Raw genomic sequence first — 13878 nt, 5'->3', positions numbered from 1 at the left:
CGCCGCACCGCCCCGACCCTCGGACGCACCGCGGTCTCGCGCCGCACGCCCACTTTCCACCCCGAACGCTACACATCCCGACTGACACTTCACTCCGCCGGAGCCGCCGGGACCTTCCGGACTGCGACGTCCTCCGCGACGGTTTCCGCAACGGCTTCCGCAACGGCCGCAGCCTTCGGGACCTCCTGGGCCGCCTGGACCGCCGAAGCCGCAGAGCCCGCCGTGGCCGCCGGCCCCGCCGTGGCCACGCCGGCAGAACGGGCAGCCGCCCGCCCCACCCGCACGTGCTCGACCACGTTCAGCGCCACCAGCAGCACCGCGAGCGTCACCAGCACCACGAGCGCCGGCAGCCGCACCATCACCGGGACCAGCCCCAGCACCACCGCCGCCGCCACGATCCGCGTCGTCGACACCGCGCGGAACATCATCCACCGGGTGTACCCGAAGGTCAGCAGGTACAGCCCGCAGCCCCCGTACAGCAGCGCCACCGAGCCCGCGCCGAGCACCTGTCGCGGGTCGGCCACCGTCTCGCCGAAGCCGACCGCCACCGCGATCACCCCGGCCACCAGCGCCAGGTGCCCGTACTGGAACACCCGGCGGATCACGTCCCGGCGCGAGTCCGCCACGGTGACGGCATGCCGCATGGCGTCCGCCGCATAGACGAAGTACTGCCACCAGAGCCCGCAGGAGATGGTGAACGCCGCCGCCACCGCGCCCAGTTCGGCCGCGTCGAGCCGGGCGCCGGCGGCCGTGGCGCCGATTCCGACGATCGACTCGCCGAGCGCGACCAGCAGGAACAGCGCGAACCGCTCCGGCATGTGCGACGGGTGGTAGGCCACCTTGGCGAGGCGGTTGCGGAACAGCACCGGCCCCGACAGGTCGCAGAGCGCCGCCAGCGACCAGAGCACCATCCGCGGCCCCTCCGGCAGCAGCCCGCCCACCACCAACAGCGGTCCGCTGACCAGCACGCCCACCCCGTACGGCCCGCGCCAGACGCCCGGGACGCGGATCAGCATCACCAACAGCACCACCCGGGCCGCCCAGTACCCGGCGCCCAACAGCACACCCCGGCCCTCGTACGCGCCGGGCACGGCCAGCGCCATGAAGAGGCCGGCCAGCCCGACGCCGAGGATACCGATCCGGTCCCGCGGGGTGTCGACGTCCCGGATGTTGGCCTGCACCGTGGTGCCGACCCAGCACCAGTAGACCGGCACGAACACCACCAGGGCCTGCGCGACGCCCGCCCAGTCGTGGTGGTGGTGCAGCAGGCCGGACACCTGGGTGATCGCGAAGACGAAGACCAGGTCGAAGTAGAGCTCCGCCCACGTCACCCGCTTCTCATCGGTGAACGGCTCGGTGAACGGCTCGGTGACCGGCTCGGTGAACTGCTCGGCCATCGGTTCGGCCCTCGCTTCGGCCCTCGCTTCGGCCCTCGGTTCGGTCACCGGCTCCGTTAACGGCACGGTCACCGGTTCGGTCACCGGCTCCGTGCGCTGCCCGGCGAAGTCATCGCCGGACTCCCCCGTGGAGCCCCCGCCGGACTCCGTCGTCGTGCTCATCCGCCCCCTCCTCCGCACACGCAACAGCTAGGCACAACACGCGGGCCCCACCCCGGCCGGACGGCCAGGGCAGGGCCCGGAAACGAACAGTGGTGAGGCTAGACCAGGTCGACCAGGTCCGCGATCGAGTTGACCACCCGGGTCGGCCGGTACGGGAAGCGCTCCACGTCCGCGGCGGCGGTCAGACCGGTGAGCACCAGGATGGTCTCCATGCCGGCCTCCATGCCCGCCACGATGTCGGTGTCCATCCGGTCGCCGATCATGACCGCGGTCTCCGAGTGGGCGCCCGCCGTGTTCAGCGCCTCGCGCATCATCAGCGGGTTGGGCTTGCCGACGAAGTACGGCTCCACGCCGGTCGCCTTGGTGATCAGCGCCGCGACTGAACCGGTGGCCGGCAGCACGCCCTCGGTCGACGGGCCGGTCTCGTCCGGGTTGGTGCAGATGAAGCGGGCACCCTGGTTGATCAGGCGGATCGCCTTGGTGAGCGCCTCGAAGCTGTAGGTGCGGGTCTCACCGAGGACGACGTAGTCCGGGTTGTTGTCGGTCAGCACGTAGCCGGCCTGGTAGAGCGCGGTGGTGAGGCCCGCCTCGCCGATCACGTACGCGGTGCCGCCCGGGCGCTGGCCCTCGAGGAACTTGGCGGTGGCCAGGGCCGAGGTCCAGATGCACTCCTCGGGCACCTCGAGGCCCATGCCGGCCAGACGGGCGCTGAGGTCGCGCGGGGTGTAGATGGAGTTGTTGGTCAGCACCAGGAACGGCTTGCCGGACTCCCGCAGCCGGCGCAGGAACTCCTCCGCGCCGGGGATCGGCGTGCCCTCGTGGATGAGGACCCCGTCCATGTCGGTCAGCCAGGACTCGATGGGCTTGCGGTCTGCCACGTGCGTGTCTCCCGAAGTCTTGCAAGGGTCGTGCTCTTGCAACGTCTAGCGATGGTCGTACGAATCCGCGGCGCACCGCCGTCACCGTTGCGCCTCCCACCGGCCGGGCCCTCCTCGGGACGCCGGACCGCCGGGGGTCCTGCTGGCTGCCCCAACGGGCCACAGCCTAATCCGCACACCAGGTCGACGGCATCATGTCCCGCCCACCGAAACGGCTCCCTTCGAAACGGCCGCCCACCGAGACGGCGGCCCTTCGCACCCGACCGGCCCGCGCCCGTCTCGACGGCTCCTTGAGCCGCCTCCAATCGCCCTGATCGCCCCTCAGCACGCCCGCACCCCCGGCCGGCGTGAACGGCACCACCTTCACCGCGCTCCCTCGCAGGAGTCCCCCGCCCTGCCCGTTCGCCGACGTCTCCCCGCCGCCGACGCCGCCGCACCCCCGGCACGCGCGCATGCTGAGACCGCGCCCTCGGGCCCTCCCGGCGAGTGCGGGGCGCAACGCACCGAAACCAGGGCCAACCGGGCGCACCGTGATTGAGTAAGCCGCATGAGCCCCTCCTCGCGCCCCACCCCTCACCACGACGGCCCCTTCCGCGTCGGCCTGATCGGCTACGGCCTGGCCGGCTCCGCCTTCCACGCCCCGCTGATCGCCACCACCCCCGGGCTCCGGCTGGACGCGGTGGTGACCGCCAACCCCGACCGCCGAGACCAGCTGCACCGGGAACACCCCGGCGCCCGTGCCGTCGACACCCCCGAGCAGCTGCTCGCCGACCCGGACGCGCTCGACCTGGTCGTCATCGCCTCTCCCAACCGCACCCACGTCCCGCTCGCCCGGGCCGCGCTGAACGCCGGGCTGGCCACCGTCGTCGACAAACCGCTGGCCGCCACCGACGCCGACGCGCTGGCGCTCTGCGAACTGGCGGAATCCCGGGGCGTCCTGCTCTCCGTCTTCCAGAACCGCCGGTGGGACGGCGACTTCCTCACCGCCGCCCGGCTGGTCCGCGGGGGCGCGCTGGGCCGGGTGCACCGCTTCGAGTCCCGGTTCGAGCGGTTCCGGCCCAAGCCCAAGGCGGGCTGGCGTGAGCTGGCCGACCCGGCCGAGGTCGGCGGCACCCTGTACGACCTGGGCAGCCACCTGGTCGACCAGGCACTCACCCTGTTCGGGCCGGTCGAGACGGTGTACGCGGAGGTCGACGTCCGCCGGGACGGCGCGGTCGTGGACGACGACTCCTTCCTCGCCCTCACCCACGTCTCCGGCACCCGCTCCCACCTGTGGACCAGCGCCATCACCCCGCTGGCCGGCCCGCGGCTGCGGGTGCTCGGCGACACCGCCGGCTACGTGAAGTCCGGCATGGACCCGCAGGAGGCCGACCTGCGCGCCGGCCACCGGCCCGACGGCACCGGCCGCGCCGGGGTCCCCTGGGGAGCCGACCAGCCCTCCCATTACGGCACCCTGGGCACCGACGAGGCCGCCGCCCCCGTCCCCACCGACCCGGGCGACTACCCCGCCTACTACGCGGGAATCGCCGCCGCCCTGGCCACCCCCGGCACCCCGCCCCCGGTCGACCCGCGCGACGCCGCCGCCACCCTCACCGTCCTGGAGGCCGCCCGCACCTCGGCCGCCACGGGTACGACCGTCCGGCTCGACTGACCCGTCCCTCCGCGGCGGCCGCGCCCCGGCCCGGCCGGTCAGATCCCGATGATCTCCACCGCCGAGCCCAGCCCCCGGAAGTCCGCGACGTTGCGCGTGTACAACGGGAGCCCGTGCGCGGAGGCGACCGCGGCGATCATCAGATCGATCCGGCGCGGGCGCGGCTGGCGCCCGGCGGCGATGGTGAGGGTGACCAGCGTCCCGTACCGGGCGGCGGCCGCCGCGTCGAACGGCAGCGGGTCGAAGTCCGCCATCGCCGCCCCCAGCACCTCCAGCCGCGCCGCCCGGGTGGCCGGGTCGCGCGCCATCGAGACGCCCTGCTGCAACTCGGCGAAGGTGATCGCGGTCAGCTCGGGCACGGCCGGCAGCTCGGCCGGGTTGAGCAGTGCCAGGTCGATGTAGACGCAGGTGTCCAGCACCCCGGCCGGCCGCCGCCGGGACGCCCTGTGCCGCTCAGCCACGCCGCCGCTCGAACGGGTCGTCGCCCTCGTCCCCCACCAGCTCCTCGGGGCCGAAGTACTCCTCGGCCTCCTTGCGCATCTGCTGGTAATCGACCCGCGGCAGTTTCACGTGGCGGGCCACCAGCTCCTCCGCCGTGAGCCTCCGCCGCCCCGCCACCGGCCGCAGCTCCGCCACCTCGACCCCGTTCCTGGTGATGTGGAAGGTCTCCCCCGCCTCCACGGCATCCATCACCGCGGCGGAGTTGTTCCGGAACTCCCGCTGGGAAATCGTCTTCATCCCTCCAAGGTAGCCCCGCGTAGCCCCTCTGGCTACGGCGCACGGACCCGCGAAAGCGCCCCTCCTGCACGGGTGGTGCGAGTGCGGACGATGATCGTTCCCGACGATCCCGACGCACGGGAACTCCGCAGGCCGTACGATCGTCGACAACGTCCGAAGCCGGTGACCGGAGCTCGAGAGGAGCACGCCGTGGGATTCGTCGCGATGCTGCTCGGGATGCTCCGGGTGCTGACCGGGGAGGTGCTCACCGAGGGTGGGACGCTCACCTCGGTGGCGGCCGCCGCAGCCGTGGTCCTGGTGGCCGGTGCGGTGGCGGGAACGCTGGCCGCCGCGCGGCTGCTCGGCGCGCGGGCGCCGGCCACCGTACGGGACGGGACACTGCGCAGGCGTGCGTTCCGGACCGCCTTCCTTCCGCAGCGCGATCCGGACGCCCGGGGCAGGCGACGCCCCAGGGCGCCGGGTGCGGCCCCGGCGGCCGCGTAACCCTCCCTCATGACGAGAGCTCCTTCCGAGAGCTCTTTCCGAGAGCCGTCGAACGCGGCCGTCCTCCGTAGATCACTAGTGTCCTGAGACGTTGAGACCCCCGGAGGGCTCGCATCACCATGTCCGTTTTCGCACTCCTCGACCCGGCCGTCGGCCTGGCTCACGATGTCGTCGCCGCCCTGGCCCAGGTCCTGCCGACCGCGCTGGCGATCGTCCTGTTCACCGTCTGCGTCCGGCTCGCCCTGCACCCGCTGGCGCGGGCGGCGGCGCGCGGGGAGAAGGCGCGGGCGCGGCTCGCGCCGAGGGTCGCCGAGCTGAACCGCAAGCACAAGGGCAAGCCGGAGAAGCTCCAGGCCGCGCTGGCCGAGTTGTACAAGGAGGAGAAGGCCTCGCCGTTCGCGGGGTGCCTGCCGATGCTGGTGCAGATCCCGTTCTTCTCGGTGATGTACCGGCTGTTCACCACCCCGAACGACCTGCTCGGCCACACCCTGTTCGGCGTCCCGCTCGGCCTGCACGTGGGCAGTGCGCAGGGCCCGGCCCAGTGGGCGGTGTTCGGGGTGCTGTACGCCGCGCTGGCGGCGGTCGCATACGTCGGCTTCCGGCGGGCCCGCCGGGCGCAGGCGCTCCAGGCGACCCCGCAGCCGGGGACGGCGTTCCTGCCGTACCTGTCGTTCGGCACGGTGCTGTTCGCCGCGCTGGTGCCGTTGGCCGCCGGGATCTACCTGGTGACGACGACCGCCTGGTCCGCCACCGAACGCGCCTGGCTGCACCGGGGCGCGCCGGTGCCGGAGGCGGTTCCGGCCCTGGTCTGAGCCGCCGGTCCGAGGCACGGGTCCCGAGCCGTGGGTTCCGAGCCCTGGGTTCCGAGCCCTGGGTTCCGAGCCCTGGGTCCGAGCCCAGCCGCGCTCGCGGGCCAGTTCCGCGAGTGCGGCCGTCAGGGCCCGGAGAGGCGCCCGGCAGCCACGACCTCGGCGGCCCGCGTGATGCGGCGGATCTCCGTCCCCGCATCCAAGACCCGGCCAGGGTCCCGGTCAAGGCAGGTCGTAGCCTGTGCTGATCGTTGCGAAGTCCGGCGGGACAGGTGGAGGAAGTCATGGTGGTCGCGGCCCCGTCGTTGACCGAGTTGCGGGAGGTCTGCCAGCCGCAGGCCAAGCTGCAGAGCCGCAATGGCGAGCACTGGGCGGGCCGCCTGTACATGCGGGCGATCTCACTGCGGACGACGCGGCAGCTGGTACGCACGTCCGTCTCGCCGAACACCCTGACCTGGATGATGGTGGTCTGCGGCGTCGGCGCCGGGGCGGCCCTGCTGATTCCGGGGCTGACGGGCGCGGTGCTGGCGGCGGTACTGTTCCAGGGCTTCCTGCTCTTCGACTGCGTCGATGGCGAGGTGGCCCGCTGGAAGCGCCAGTTCAGCACGGCGGGCGTCTACGTGGACCGGCTCGGCGCGTACCTGGCCGACGCGGCGCTGATGATCGGCGCCGGTGTGCGGGCCGCGCGGGGCGGGTCGGAGCTGTGGGTGTCGGTCGGGCTGGCGACGGCGCTGGGCGTCGTCCTGCTGAAGGCCTCGACCGACCTGGTGGACGTGGCACGGGCCCGGAGCGGGCTGGCGCCGGCCGACGAGGAGTCGACCCAGCCGCGCTCCCAGGGCATCGCCACCGCGCGCCGGCTGGCGTCCGTGTTCAAGATCCACCGGGTGACCAACGGCATCGAGGCCTCGCTGGTGCTGCTGGCGACGGCGGTGGCCGACGCGGCGGTCGGCGACATCGGCCCGACCCGGGTGGCACTCGCCGCGATCGCGGTGATCACCTGGGGCATGGTGGTCGCGCACCTCGCGTCGATCCTGTCCTCGTCCCGGCTGCGCTGAGCACCGGTTCCGGCCGAGGCCCGCGCCCGCGGACCACGGCCGGAACCCAGCCGGAGCACGGCCGGAGCGCGGCCAGAGCGTGAGGCGAAGGTCAGACCTTCTTGAAGCACAAGGTGTAGTCAGCGGCCCGCCTGCTGGAGTACTTGATCCCGTAGTCGTACGCCGACCCGCAACTCCGGTCGGGGCCGTAGAGGGTGTCGGCCATCTTGTACTGGGCCTCGGCGGACTTGCAGTCGACGATCACCGGCAGCGGCGAGCCCTGGGGGTCCTGGATCCTGACGCAGTCACCGACCTTCGGCTCGTACTTCTTGTTCTCCTCCGCCTGCGCGGAGCGCGTGGCCTCGGCCTTGGCCTTGCCGCCATTGGGATCCGTGTTGTACTTCCACACGTACCAGGCGCCGCCGCCGAAGACCGCCAGGACGATCGCGATCGAGAGCAGTGAATGCAACGGACTCCTGCGCCGCGGACCCTGGGGAGGCCGGGGCGCCGGCGGCTGTTGGCCGGCATTCGGCTGCTGAGCGACGTACGGCTGCTGTCCGTACTGGGACGGCTGGCCGTACTGCGGCTGCTGCCCGTACGGGGGCTGCTGCCCGTACGGCATCTGCGGCGGCGGTGCGTAACCGTAGCCCTGCTGGGGCGGCTGGTTCTGGTAGGGCGGCGGTGCGGACATGACTGATATCCCCGTGACGACTGCATGATGGACGGTCAACACGCTGTTGACCGATGCAGGCTACCGTCCTTCCGGAGCCCGACGATCACCAGCCCGGCCGTGATGGCGTCACACCCGCCGACGGCACCACCTGCGTCATATCGCTTGCGACGTAAGGACCTTGCGGGAGACACGGCTCTCTCACCCCGCGCCCGCGGGATCTCCCTGACACTCGCACCGACACAGGGACAGCGCCCGCGGTGGCGTTCGTCGCGCCCTCGGCGGCCATGACCCCGGCCCGCGAGGATGGGCGGCCGAGGCGTCGGGCAATCTCCGTACAGGCGAGGCCGCCGGTCAGCCCGAGTGCAATCTGCCGAAGGGCCGGACCGCCGCCCGGCGTCGCATAGCGTTCACCTCCAGTCCAATGCAACGCAATCGGTGTCCGTCATTGCGTTAGATATAGGACTGTTGCAACGATATTCGGCCTCTCACCTGCAATGATGGCGTCTGCGTGCAACGAGTACGTTGCGGGCTTCGCGAACGCAACGTAGCTTTTCCCTCGTCAGAAACAACGAGCGCAGGAGAGCACACCATGCAGAAGTTCGCCACCACCGCCCCGATCGCCGCCGTCCTGGACATCCCCGCCGGACACATCCGCCTCATCGCCGCCGACCGGGCCGACACCACCGTCGAGGTCCTGCCCGCCAATGCCGCCAAGGGCCGCGACGTCAACGCCGCCGAACAGATCACCGTCGACTACACCGCCGGCGTCCTGCGGATCGCCGCCCCCGCCGCGAAGAACCGGATCCTCGGCAACTCCGGCGCCGTCGAGATCACCGTCCAGCTGCCCGCCGGATCCCGGGTCGAGGCGAAGGCCGCCAGCGCCGAACTCCGCGGCGTCGGACGCCTCGGCGACGTCACCTTCGACGGCGCCCAGGGCACCGTCAAGCTCGACGAGACCGCGAACGCCACCCTCACCCTCCAGGCCGGCGACATCACCATCGGCCGCCTCGGCGGCACCGCCCACCTCACCACCCAGAAGGGCGACCTCCACATCACCGAGGCCACGCACGGCACCGTCGAACTGCGCACCCAGGCCGGCGACATCACCATCGGCGCCGCCCGCGCCACCACCGCCTCCCTCGACGCCGGCACCGCCCACGGCCGCATCAACAACGCCCTCAAGAACACCGACAACGACACCGCCGAACTCGCCATCCTCGCCACCACCAGCTACGGCGACATCACCGCCCGCAGCCTCTGACCCACCCACCGGTCACCCGCCACCCGCTGCCCGCTGCCCGCCACCCGCCACCCGCCACCCGCCACCCGCCACCCGCACAAGGAGCACCCACACCGTGGAACGGTCGCCGAGCACGGGCCGAAAGGGGGCCGTCCGGCCGGGCCGGCCGCCCGGCGACTGCCCCGGCGGGCGGGGGCTCCCGAGCGGGAACCGCCGGCGACCGCCACCTCTCGCGGTGACGGCCCGGCGGGACGGAGAGCGGGCGGGCTACCGCCGTGCGGTGCGGTGGAAGGTGTTGCGCGCCCAGAGGTAGCCGACGGCGGCCAGCGCGATGCACCAGGCGAGGGCAGCCATCGCGCTGCTGCCTATCTCCGTGCCCATCAGCAGGCCTCGCAGGGTCTCGATGACCGGGGTGAAGGGCTGGTACTCGGCGAACCACCCCAGTGCCGTGGGCATGGAGTCCGGCGGGACGATGGCACTGCCGATGAAGGGCAGGAACTGGAGCGGCATCGGGAGGTTGCTGGCGCTCTCCGGAGTCTTCGCGACCAAGCCGATGCCGGCGGCGAGCCAGGTCAGGGCCAGGATGACGAAGACGAGCAGGCCGGAGGCGGCGAGCCACTCCACCGGGGTCGCGTTGGGCCGGAAGCCCATCGCGAGGGCGGCGGCGAGCACGAGGACCATGCCGATCACCGTCTGGATGACGCTGCCGACCACGTGCCCGGTGAGGAAGGCCGAGGGCGAGATCGCCATCGTCCGGAAGCGGTTGACGATGCCCTCGGTCATGTCGACGCAGACGCCGACCGCCGTCACCAGTGCCCCGGACGTCGCCGCCATCAGCAGGATGCCGGGGGTGACGTAGTCGATGTAGTCGCCTCCGCCGATGCCGAGGCCGAGTGCTCCGCCGAAGGCGTAGTCGAACAGCAGCAGCATCATCACGGGCATCATCACGACCGCGAAGGTCATCGACGGGTACCGCCGTGCGTGCTTGAGGTTGCGCCGCAGCATGGTCAGGGAGTCGCTGACGGCGTAGGTCGTCGTGCTGCTCATCGGGAGGCCCCCTCGGTCAGGGTGAGGAACACGTCGTCCAGGTCGGGGGTGTGCACGGTCAGTGACTCGGCCCGGACCCCGGCGTTGTCGAGCACATCCAGGACCGCCTTCACCGTGATGACGGAGTTGTCGCCGGGGATGGAGAGGGCGAGAGCCTCCTCGTCGGCCGCGGCGTAGGTGAAGTGCGCGGCGGCCGCGGCGAGTTCGGCCGGACCGGCGAACCTCAACCGAAGGTGACCGCCCGGGATGAGCCGCTTCAGCTGCTCCGCCGTGCCCTCGGCGACGATCCGGCCATCGTCCAGGAGGGCTATCCGGTCGGCGAGTTGGTCGGCCTCCTCCAGGTACTGGGTGGTGAGGAAGACGGTGACGCCGTGGTCGGCGACCAGGCCCCGGATGATCTCCCACATCGTGCGCCGGCTGCGCGGGTCCAGGCCGGTGGTGGGCTCGTCCAGGAAGATGATCCGCGGGGCTCCGACCAGCGTCATGGCGAGGTCCAGCTTGCGTCGCATACCGCCGGAGAAGGTGACGGCCGGCCTCGTCGCCACCTCCGTGAGGTCGAACCGCCGCAACAGCTCCTCCGCCCGACTCCGCCCCTCCCGACGGCCGAGGTGGTTGAGGTCGGCCATCAGCAGCAGGTTCTCCCGGGCGGTGAGCAGGTTGTCCACCGCCGAGAACTGCCCGGTGACGCCGATCGCCGCGCGGACCGCGCCGCCCTCCCGGACGAGGTCGTGGCCGGCCACCCGTACGGCGCCGTCGTCGGCCGGGATCAGGGTGGAGAGGATCTGCACGGCGGTGGTCTTGCCGGCACCGTTCGGCCCGAGCAGAGCGAAGACCGTGCCCTCGGGGATGGTCAGATCGATGCCGCGGAGCACCGTCTTCCCGCCGTAGGACTTGGTCAACCCGGTGGCGGTGATCGCCGACGCGGTGAGCGTGGCGGAGGCGGGCGTTAAGGTCATGACGGTCACGCTTCCTTGGGTGCCGAGTGCCGAGGTTCCGAGAGGTGCCACGAGGTGCCGAGAGGTACGAAGAGGCACCGGCGGCCGGAGATGGCGGATGGTCAGGAACGCCGGATCACGATGTCGCCGAGCTGCGTCCGGCCGCGGACCTCGACGGTCTCGTTGGCCCCGCCCGGGCCCTCCGTGGATGCGAGCGTGTTGCGGACGCTGCCGAGCCGGGTGTGGACGTCGAGCCAGGCGGCCGACGCTTCGCGGATGCCGATCTCCAGGTCCCCCACGGCGGTCTGCAGGACCACCTGCCCGCGGACGACCTCGCCGATCCGGATGGCGCCGTGGGCCGACTTGATGTCGACGTCCGCGCCGGCGACGCCGACGCCGACCTGGCCGTTGGACGAGTTGACCTTGAGGTCGCCGCCGACCTCGCCGATGACCGTCTCGCCGTTGAGGTTCTTCACCGTCGCCGCGCCCAGGATGGCGCCGATCTCGACCCGGCCGGAGCCGGCGATCTCGGCGTCCCCGCGCGCGCGCTGGAGGCGGATGTCGCCGTGGTCGGTCTTCAGGCGGACGGTGGCCGCCTGCTCGACCTGGATCCGGCCGACCGAGGTCTTCAGCCGGCAGTCACCGAGCAGGCCTTCGCAGAGGAAGTCCGCGATGGGCGCGTCCCCGTTGATCTCGGATCCGGCCGGCAGCTCGATGGTGACGTCCACCGAGCCCGGCTTGCCGAAGAGGGAGCGCTTCTTAGGGCCCTTGACGACCAGGGCGCCGCCGGCGTAGCTGACCTTGGTCTGCGCCGCGGTCTTGACGTCCGCCTCCACGTCGGCGTCGGCCGGCCGCACCTCCACCACGGTATCGGTGCGCTTCCCCGCGGTGATCCGCACGGAGAGGATGTCGAATTCGAGGGTGACGTTGATCGGGTCGGGGGTGTCGAAAGAAGGCATGGCTGTCCCGTCCTCTTGGCTCTGGTGGGTGTTCCCGCCCGTCGGGCGGGTGACGTCGAGACTGGTGACGTGGGAAGGAGCGGAGCGAGAAGCGGCTACCGGACCCAGCCGGTGTAGCCCTGGCCCGTCGCCCGCCTGGTCCGGCCGACGGCGCGGACGGGCTCGCTCGGCTCCAACGCGGCGGCGGCCGCCCGGACCAGCCAGGCGTTGACCGAGAGGCCCTCCTGCCCGGCGGCCTCCTCCACCCTGGTCTTGAGATGGGCGGGCAGACGGAAGTTGATCCGGGCGGTGTTGCTGTCGTCCGCGTCCGGCGCCACGGATGGCGCCATCGATGCCGCCGCTGGCACCACCGGTGACGCCGGCGCCAGGAGCTCGCCGGACTCGTGGAACGACTCCACCGAGGGCGGCACCGTCACCACGAACTCCGGATCGAGCCCGCGGAGCCGGACGTCCACCGAGCCCGGGGCGAGGTCACGGGTGACCTCGCCCATCGCGGCGGAGAGGGCGTTGAGCAGGGTGAGCCGTGCGGCCGACTCCAGCGGCAGAGTCAGGCGCTCGGCCAGAGCGCGGGCTTCGTCCCCGCCCGCGCCCGCCGCTACCGCGAGCTCGTGCCGGAGATTGTCGACGTACGGCGTGAGGTCCATGGCCCACAGCATGGCACATCGGTGGCGCCATGAGAAGTGCCATCGTGGCGCCATCACCCGTAAGGGTGGCGCCAGACGCGGAACCGCCCCTGCCGGGCGAACCCGGCAGGGGCGTTCACCACCACCCGGCCGGCCCGGAGCCGGCGCAGGAGGACGCAGGTCAGCCGCGGTCCCACCCGGCCAGGTAGGCGTCGATCTCGCCGACGATCCGGGCCTTGCCGGGCGCGTCCAGGAAGGACGCCTCGACGGCGTTGCGCGCCAGCGCGGCGACGCCCGCCTCGTCCAGGTCCAGCAGCCGGGCCGCCACCGCGTACTCGGTGTTGAGGTCGGTGCCGAACATCGGCGGGTCGTCACTGTTGACGGTGACCAGCAGGCCCGAGTCGACCATCTGCTTGATCGGGTGCTCCTCGATCCGCTCCACCGCCCGGGTGGCGATGTTGGAGGTCGGGCAGACCTCCAGCGGGATCCGGTGCTCGCCGAGGAAGTCCAGCAGCGCCGGGTCCTTCACGGCCTGCGTGCCGTGGCCGATGCGCTCGGCGCCGAGCACCCGCAGGGCGTCCCAGACCGTCTCCGGACCGGTGGTCTCGCCGGCGTGCGGGACACTGCGCAGGCCGGCCGCGCGCGCCCGGTCGAAGTACGGCTTGAACTGCGGGCGCGGCACGCCGATCTCCGGGCCGCCGAGGCCGAAGCTGACCAGGCCTTCGGGGGCGAGGTCGACGGCGAGGCGGGCGGTCTCCTCGGCGGCGGCCAGGCCGGCCTCGCCGGGGATGTCGAAGCACCAGCGGAGCACCACGCCGAGCTCCTTCTCGGCGTGAAGCCGGGCGTCCTCGATGGCCTCCATGAAGGCGACGTCGGGGATGCCCCGGCTGACCGAGGAGTACGGGGTGACGGTCAGCTCGGCGTACCGGATGTTCTGCCGGGCCATGTCCTCGGCGACGCCGTAGGTCAGCGCGCGGACGTCCTCGGCGTCGCGGATGAGGTCGACGACGCTGAGGTAGACCTCGATGAAGTGGGCGAAGTCGGTGAAGGTGAAGTACTCGGCGAGGGCCGCCGGGTCGGTCGGCACCCTGGCCTGGCCGCGGTGGCGGGCGGCCAGCTCGGCGACGACGCGCGGCGAGGCCGAGCCGACGTGGTGGACGTGCAGCTCCGCCTTGGGCATCCCGGCGATGAACGCCTCGATGCCCCGCCCCCCGGCACGGCCCCCGGCCGTGCTCCCGGTGGGGTTTCC

At 72.3% G+C, this 13878-nt stretch carries 15 protein-coding genes; 5 read left to right on the top strand and 10 right to left on the bottom strand.

What is annotated here, in order from left to right:
- Positions 1 to 89: 89 nt before the first annotated feature.
- Positions 90 to 1397 carry a low temperature requirement protein A gene (locus tag OG286_RS25480; RefSeq protein WP_405365797.1) on the bottom strand — a complete coding sequence of 436 codons (1308 nt, stop codon included), beginning with the start codon at positions 1395 to 1397 and terminating at the stop codon, positions 90 to 92.
- Positions 1398 to 1657: 260 nt separating this feature from the next.
- On the bottom strand, positions 1658 to 2437 hold the full coding sequence (locus tag OG286_RS25475; protein WP_396322681.1) for an HAD-IIA family hydrolase: 780 nt from the start codon (positions 2435 to 2437) through the stop codon (positions 1658 to 1660).
- Positions 2438 to 2984: 547 nt separating this feature from the next.
- Here OG286_RS25475 and OG286_RS25470 point away from each other — a divergent pair.
- A complete protein-coding gene (locus OG286_RS25470; RefSeq protein WP_396322682.1) occupies positions 2985 to 4088 on the top strand; it encodes a Gfo/Idh/MocA family oxidoreductase in 1104 nt (367 codons plus the stop codon).
- A gap of 38 nt (positions 4089 to 4126) precedes the next feature.
- Here OG286_RS25470 and OG286_RS25465 read toward each other — a convergent pair whose 3' ends face one another.
- Both OG286_RS25465 and OG286_RS25460 read right to left on the bottom strand, forming a co-directional pair.
- Positions 4127 to 4549, bottom strand: coding sequence for a type II toxin-antitoxin system VapC family toxin (locus OG286_RS25465; RefSeq protein ID WP_396322683.1), 423 nt, complete (start codon positions 4547 to 4549; stop codon positions 4127 to 4129).
- Positions 4542 to 4826, bottom strand: a complete 285-nt coding sequence (locus OG286_RS25460) for a type II toxin-antitoxin system Phd/YefM family antitoxin (RefSeq protein ID WP_396322684.1) — start codon at positions 4824 to 4826, stop codon at positions 4542 to 4544. Before OG286_RS25460 ends, OG286_RS25465 begins: the two co-directional genes overlap by 8 nt.
- A 189-nt stretch (positions 4827 to 5015) precedes the next feature.
- Between OG286_RS25460 and OG286_RS25455 the strand changes: the two genes are divergently transcribed.
- The 3 genes from OG286_RS25455 to OG286_RS25445 all read left to right on the top strand — a co-directional run bounded on the left by OG286_RS25455 (position 5016) and on the right by OG286_RS25445 (position 7173).
- The gene (locus OG286_RS25455; protein WP_396322685.1) at positions 5016 to 5309 is read left to right on the top strand and encodes a DUF6412 domain-containing protein; all 294 of its coding nucleotides are present in this window, start codon (positions 5016 to 5018) and stop codon (positions 5307 to 5309) included.
- 119 nt (positions 5310 to 5428) lie between these two features.
- Positions 5429 to 6121, top strand: coding sequence for a YidC/Oxa1 family membrane protein insertase (locus OG286_RS25450; RefSeq protein WP_396322686.1), 693 nt, complete (start codon positions 5429 to 5431; stop codon positions 6119 to 6121).
- 281 nt (positions 6122 to 6402) lie between these two features.
- Positions 6403 to 7173 (top strand): CDP-alcohol phosphatidyltransferase family protein, encoded by a 771-nt coding sequence (locus OG286_RS25445; RefSeq protein ID WP_396322687.1) that lies wholly within the window; start codon positions 6403 to 6405, stop codon positions 7171 to 7173.
- A 91-nt stretch (positions 7174 to 7264) separates the two neighbouring features.
- Here the strand turns inward: OG286_RS25445 and OG286_RS25440 are convergent, their stop codons facing one another.
- Positions 7265 to 7843, bottom strand: coding sequence for a hypothetical protein (locus OG286_RS25440; RefSeq protein WP_405365796.1), 579 nt, complete (start codon positions 7841 to 7843; stop codon positions 7265 to 7267).
- A gap of 571 nt (positions 7844 to 8414) precedes the next feature.
- Between OG286_RS25440 and OG286_RS25435 the strand changes: the two genes are divergently transcribed.
- Positions 8415 to 9086, top strand: a complete 672-nt coding sequence (locus OG286_RS25435) for a DUF4097 family beta strand repeat-containing protein (RefSeq protein WP_396322691.1) — start codon at positions 8415 to 8417, stop codon at positions 9084 to 9086.
- Positions 9087 to 9332: 246 nt separating this feature from the next.
- Here OG286_RS25435 and OG286_RS25430 read toward each other — a convergent pair whose 3' ends face one another.
- The 5 genes from OG286_RS25430 to OG286_RS25410 form a co-directional block, all read right to left on the bottom strand.
- Positions 9333 to 10112 carry an ABC transporter permease gene (locus OG286_RS25430; protein ID WP_396322692.1) on the bottom strand — a complete coding sequence of 260 codons (780 nt, stop codon included), beginning with the start codon at positions 10110 to 10112 and terminating at the stop codon, positions 9333 to 9335.
- Positions 10109 to 11068: an ATP-binding cassette domain-containing protein gene (locus OG286_RS25425; RefSeq protein ID WP_405365795.1), complete on the bottom strand. Its 960-nt coding sequence runs from the start codon at positions 11066 to 11068 to the stop codon at positions 10109 to 10111. Before OG286_RS25425 ends, OG286_RS25430 begins: the two co-directional genes overlap by 4 nt.
- A gap of 101 nt (positions 11069 to 11169) precedes the next feature.
- Positions 11170 to 12006: a DUF4097 family beta strand repeat-containing protein gene (locus tag OG286_RS25420; RefSeq protein ID WP_396322694.1), complete on the bottom strand. Its 837-nt coding sequence runs from the start codon at positions 12004 to 12006 to the stop codon at positions 11170 to 11172.
- Positions 12007 to 12101: 95 nt separating this feature from the next.
- Positions 12102 to 12650, bottom strand: a complete 549-nt coding sequence (locus OG286_RS25415; RefSeq protein WP_405365794.1) for a hypothetical protein — start codon at positions 12648 to 12650, stop codon at positions 12102 to 12104.
- 160 nt (positions 12651 to 12810) lie between these two features.
- Entirely contained in the window at positions 12811 to 13830 is a 1020-nt protein-coding gene (locus OG286_RS25410; RefSeq protein ID WP_396322790.1) for an adenosine deaminase, read from the bottom strand.
- Positions 13831 to 13878 lie beyond the last annotated feature (48 nt).

The sequence above is a fragment of the Kitasatospora sp. NBC_00039 genome (genome assembly GCF_045160625.1).
Lineage (GTDB): Bacteria > Actinomycetota > Actinomycetes > Streptomycetales > Streptomycetaceae > Kitasatospora.
Note: the sequence above shows the minus strand (reverse complement) of the source record. Positions and strands in the feature narration are given on the sequence as shown.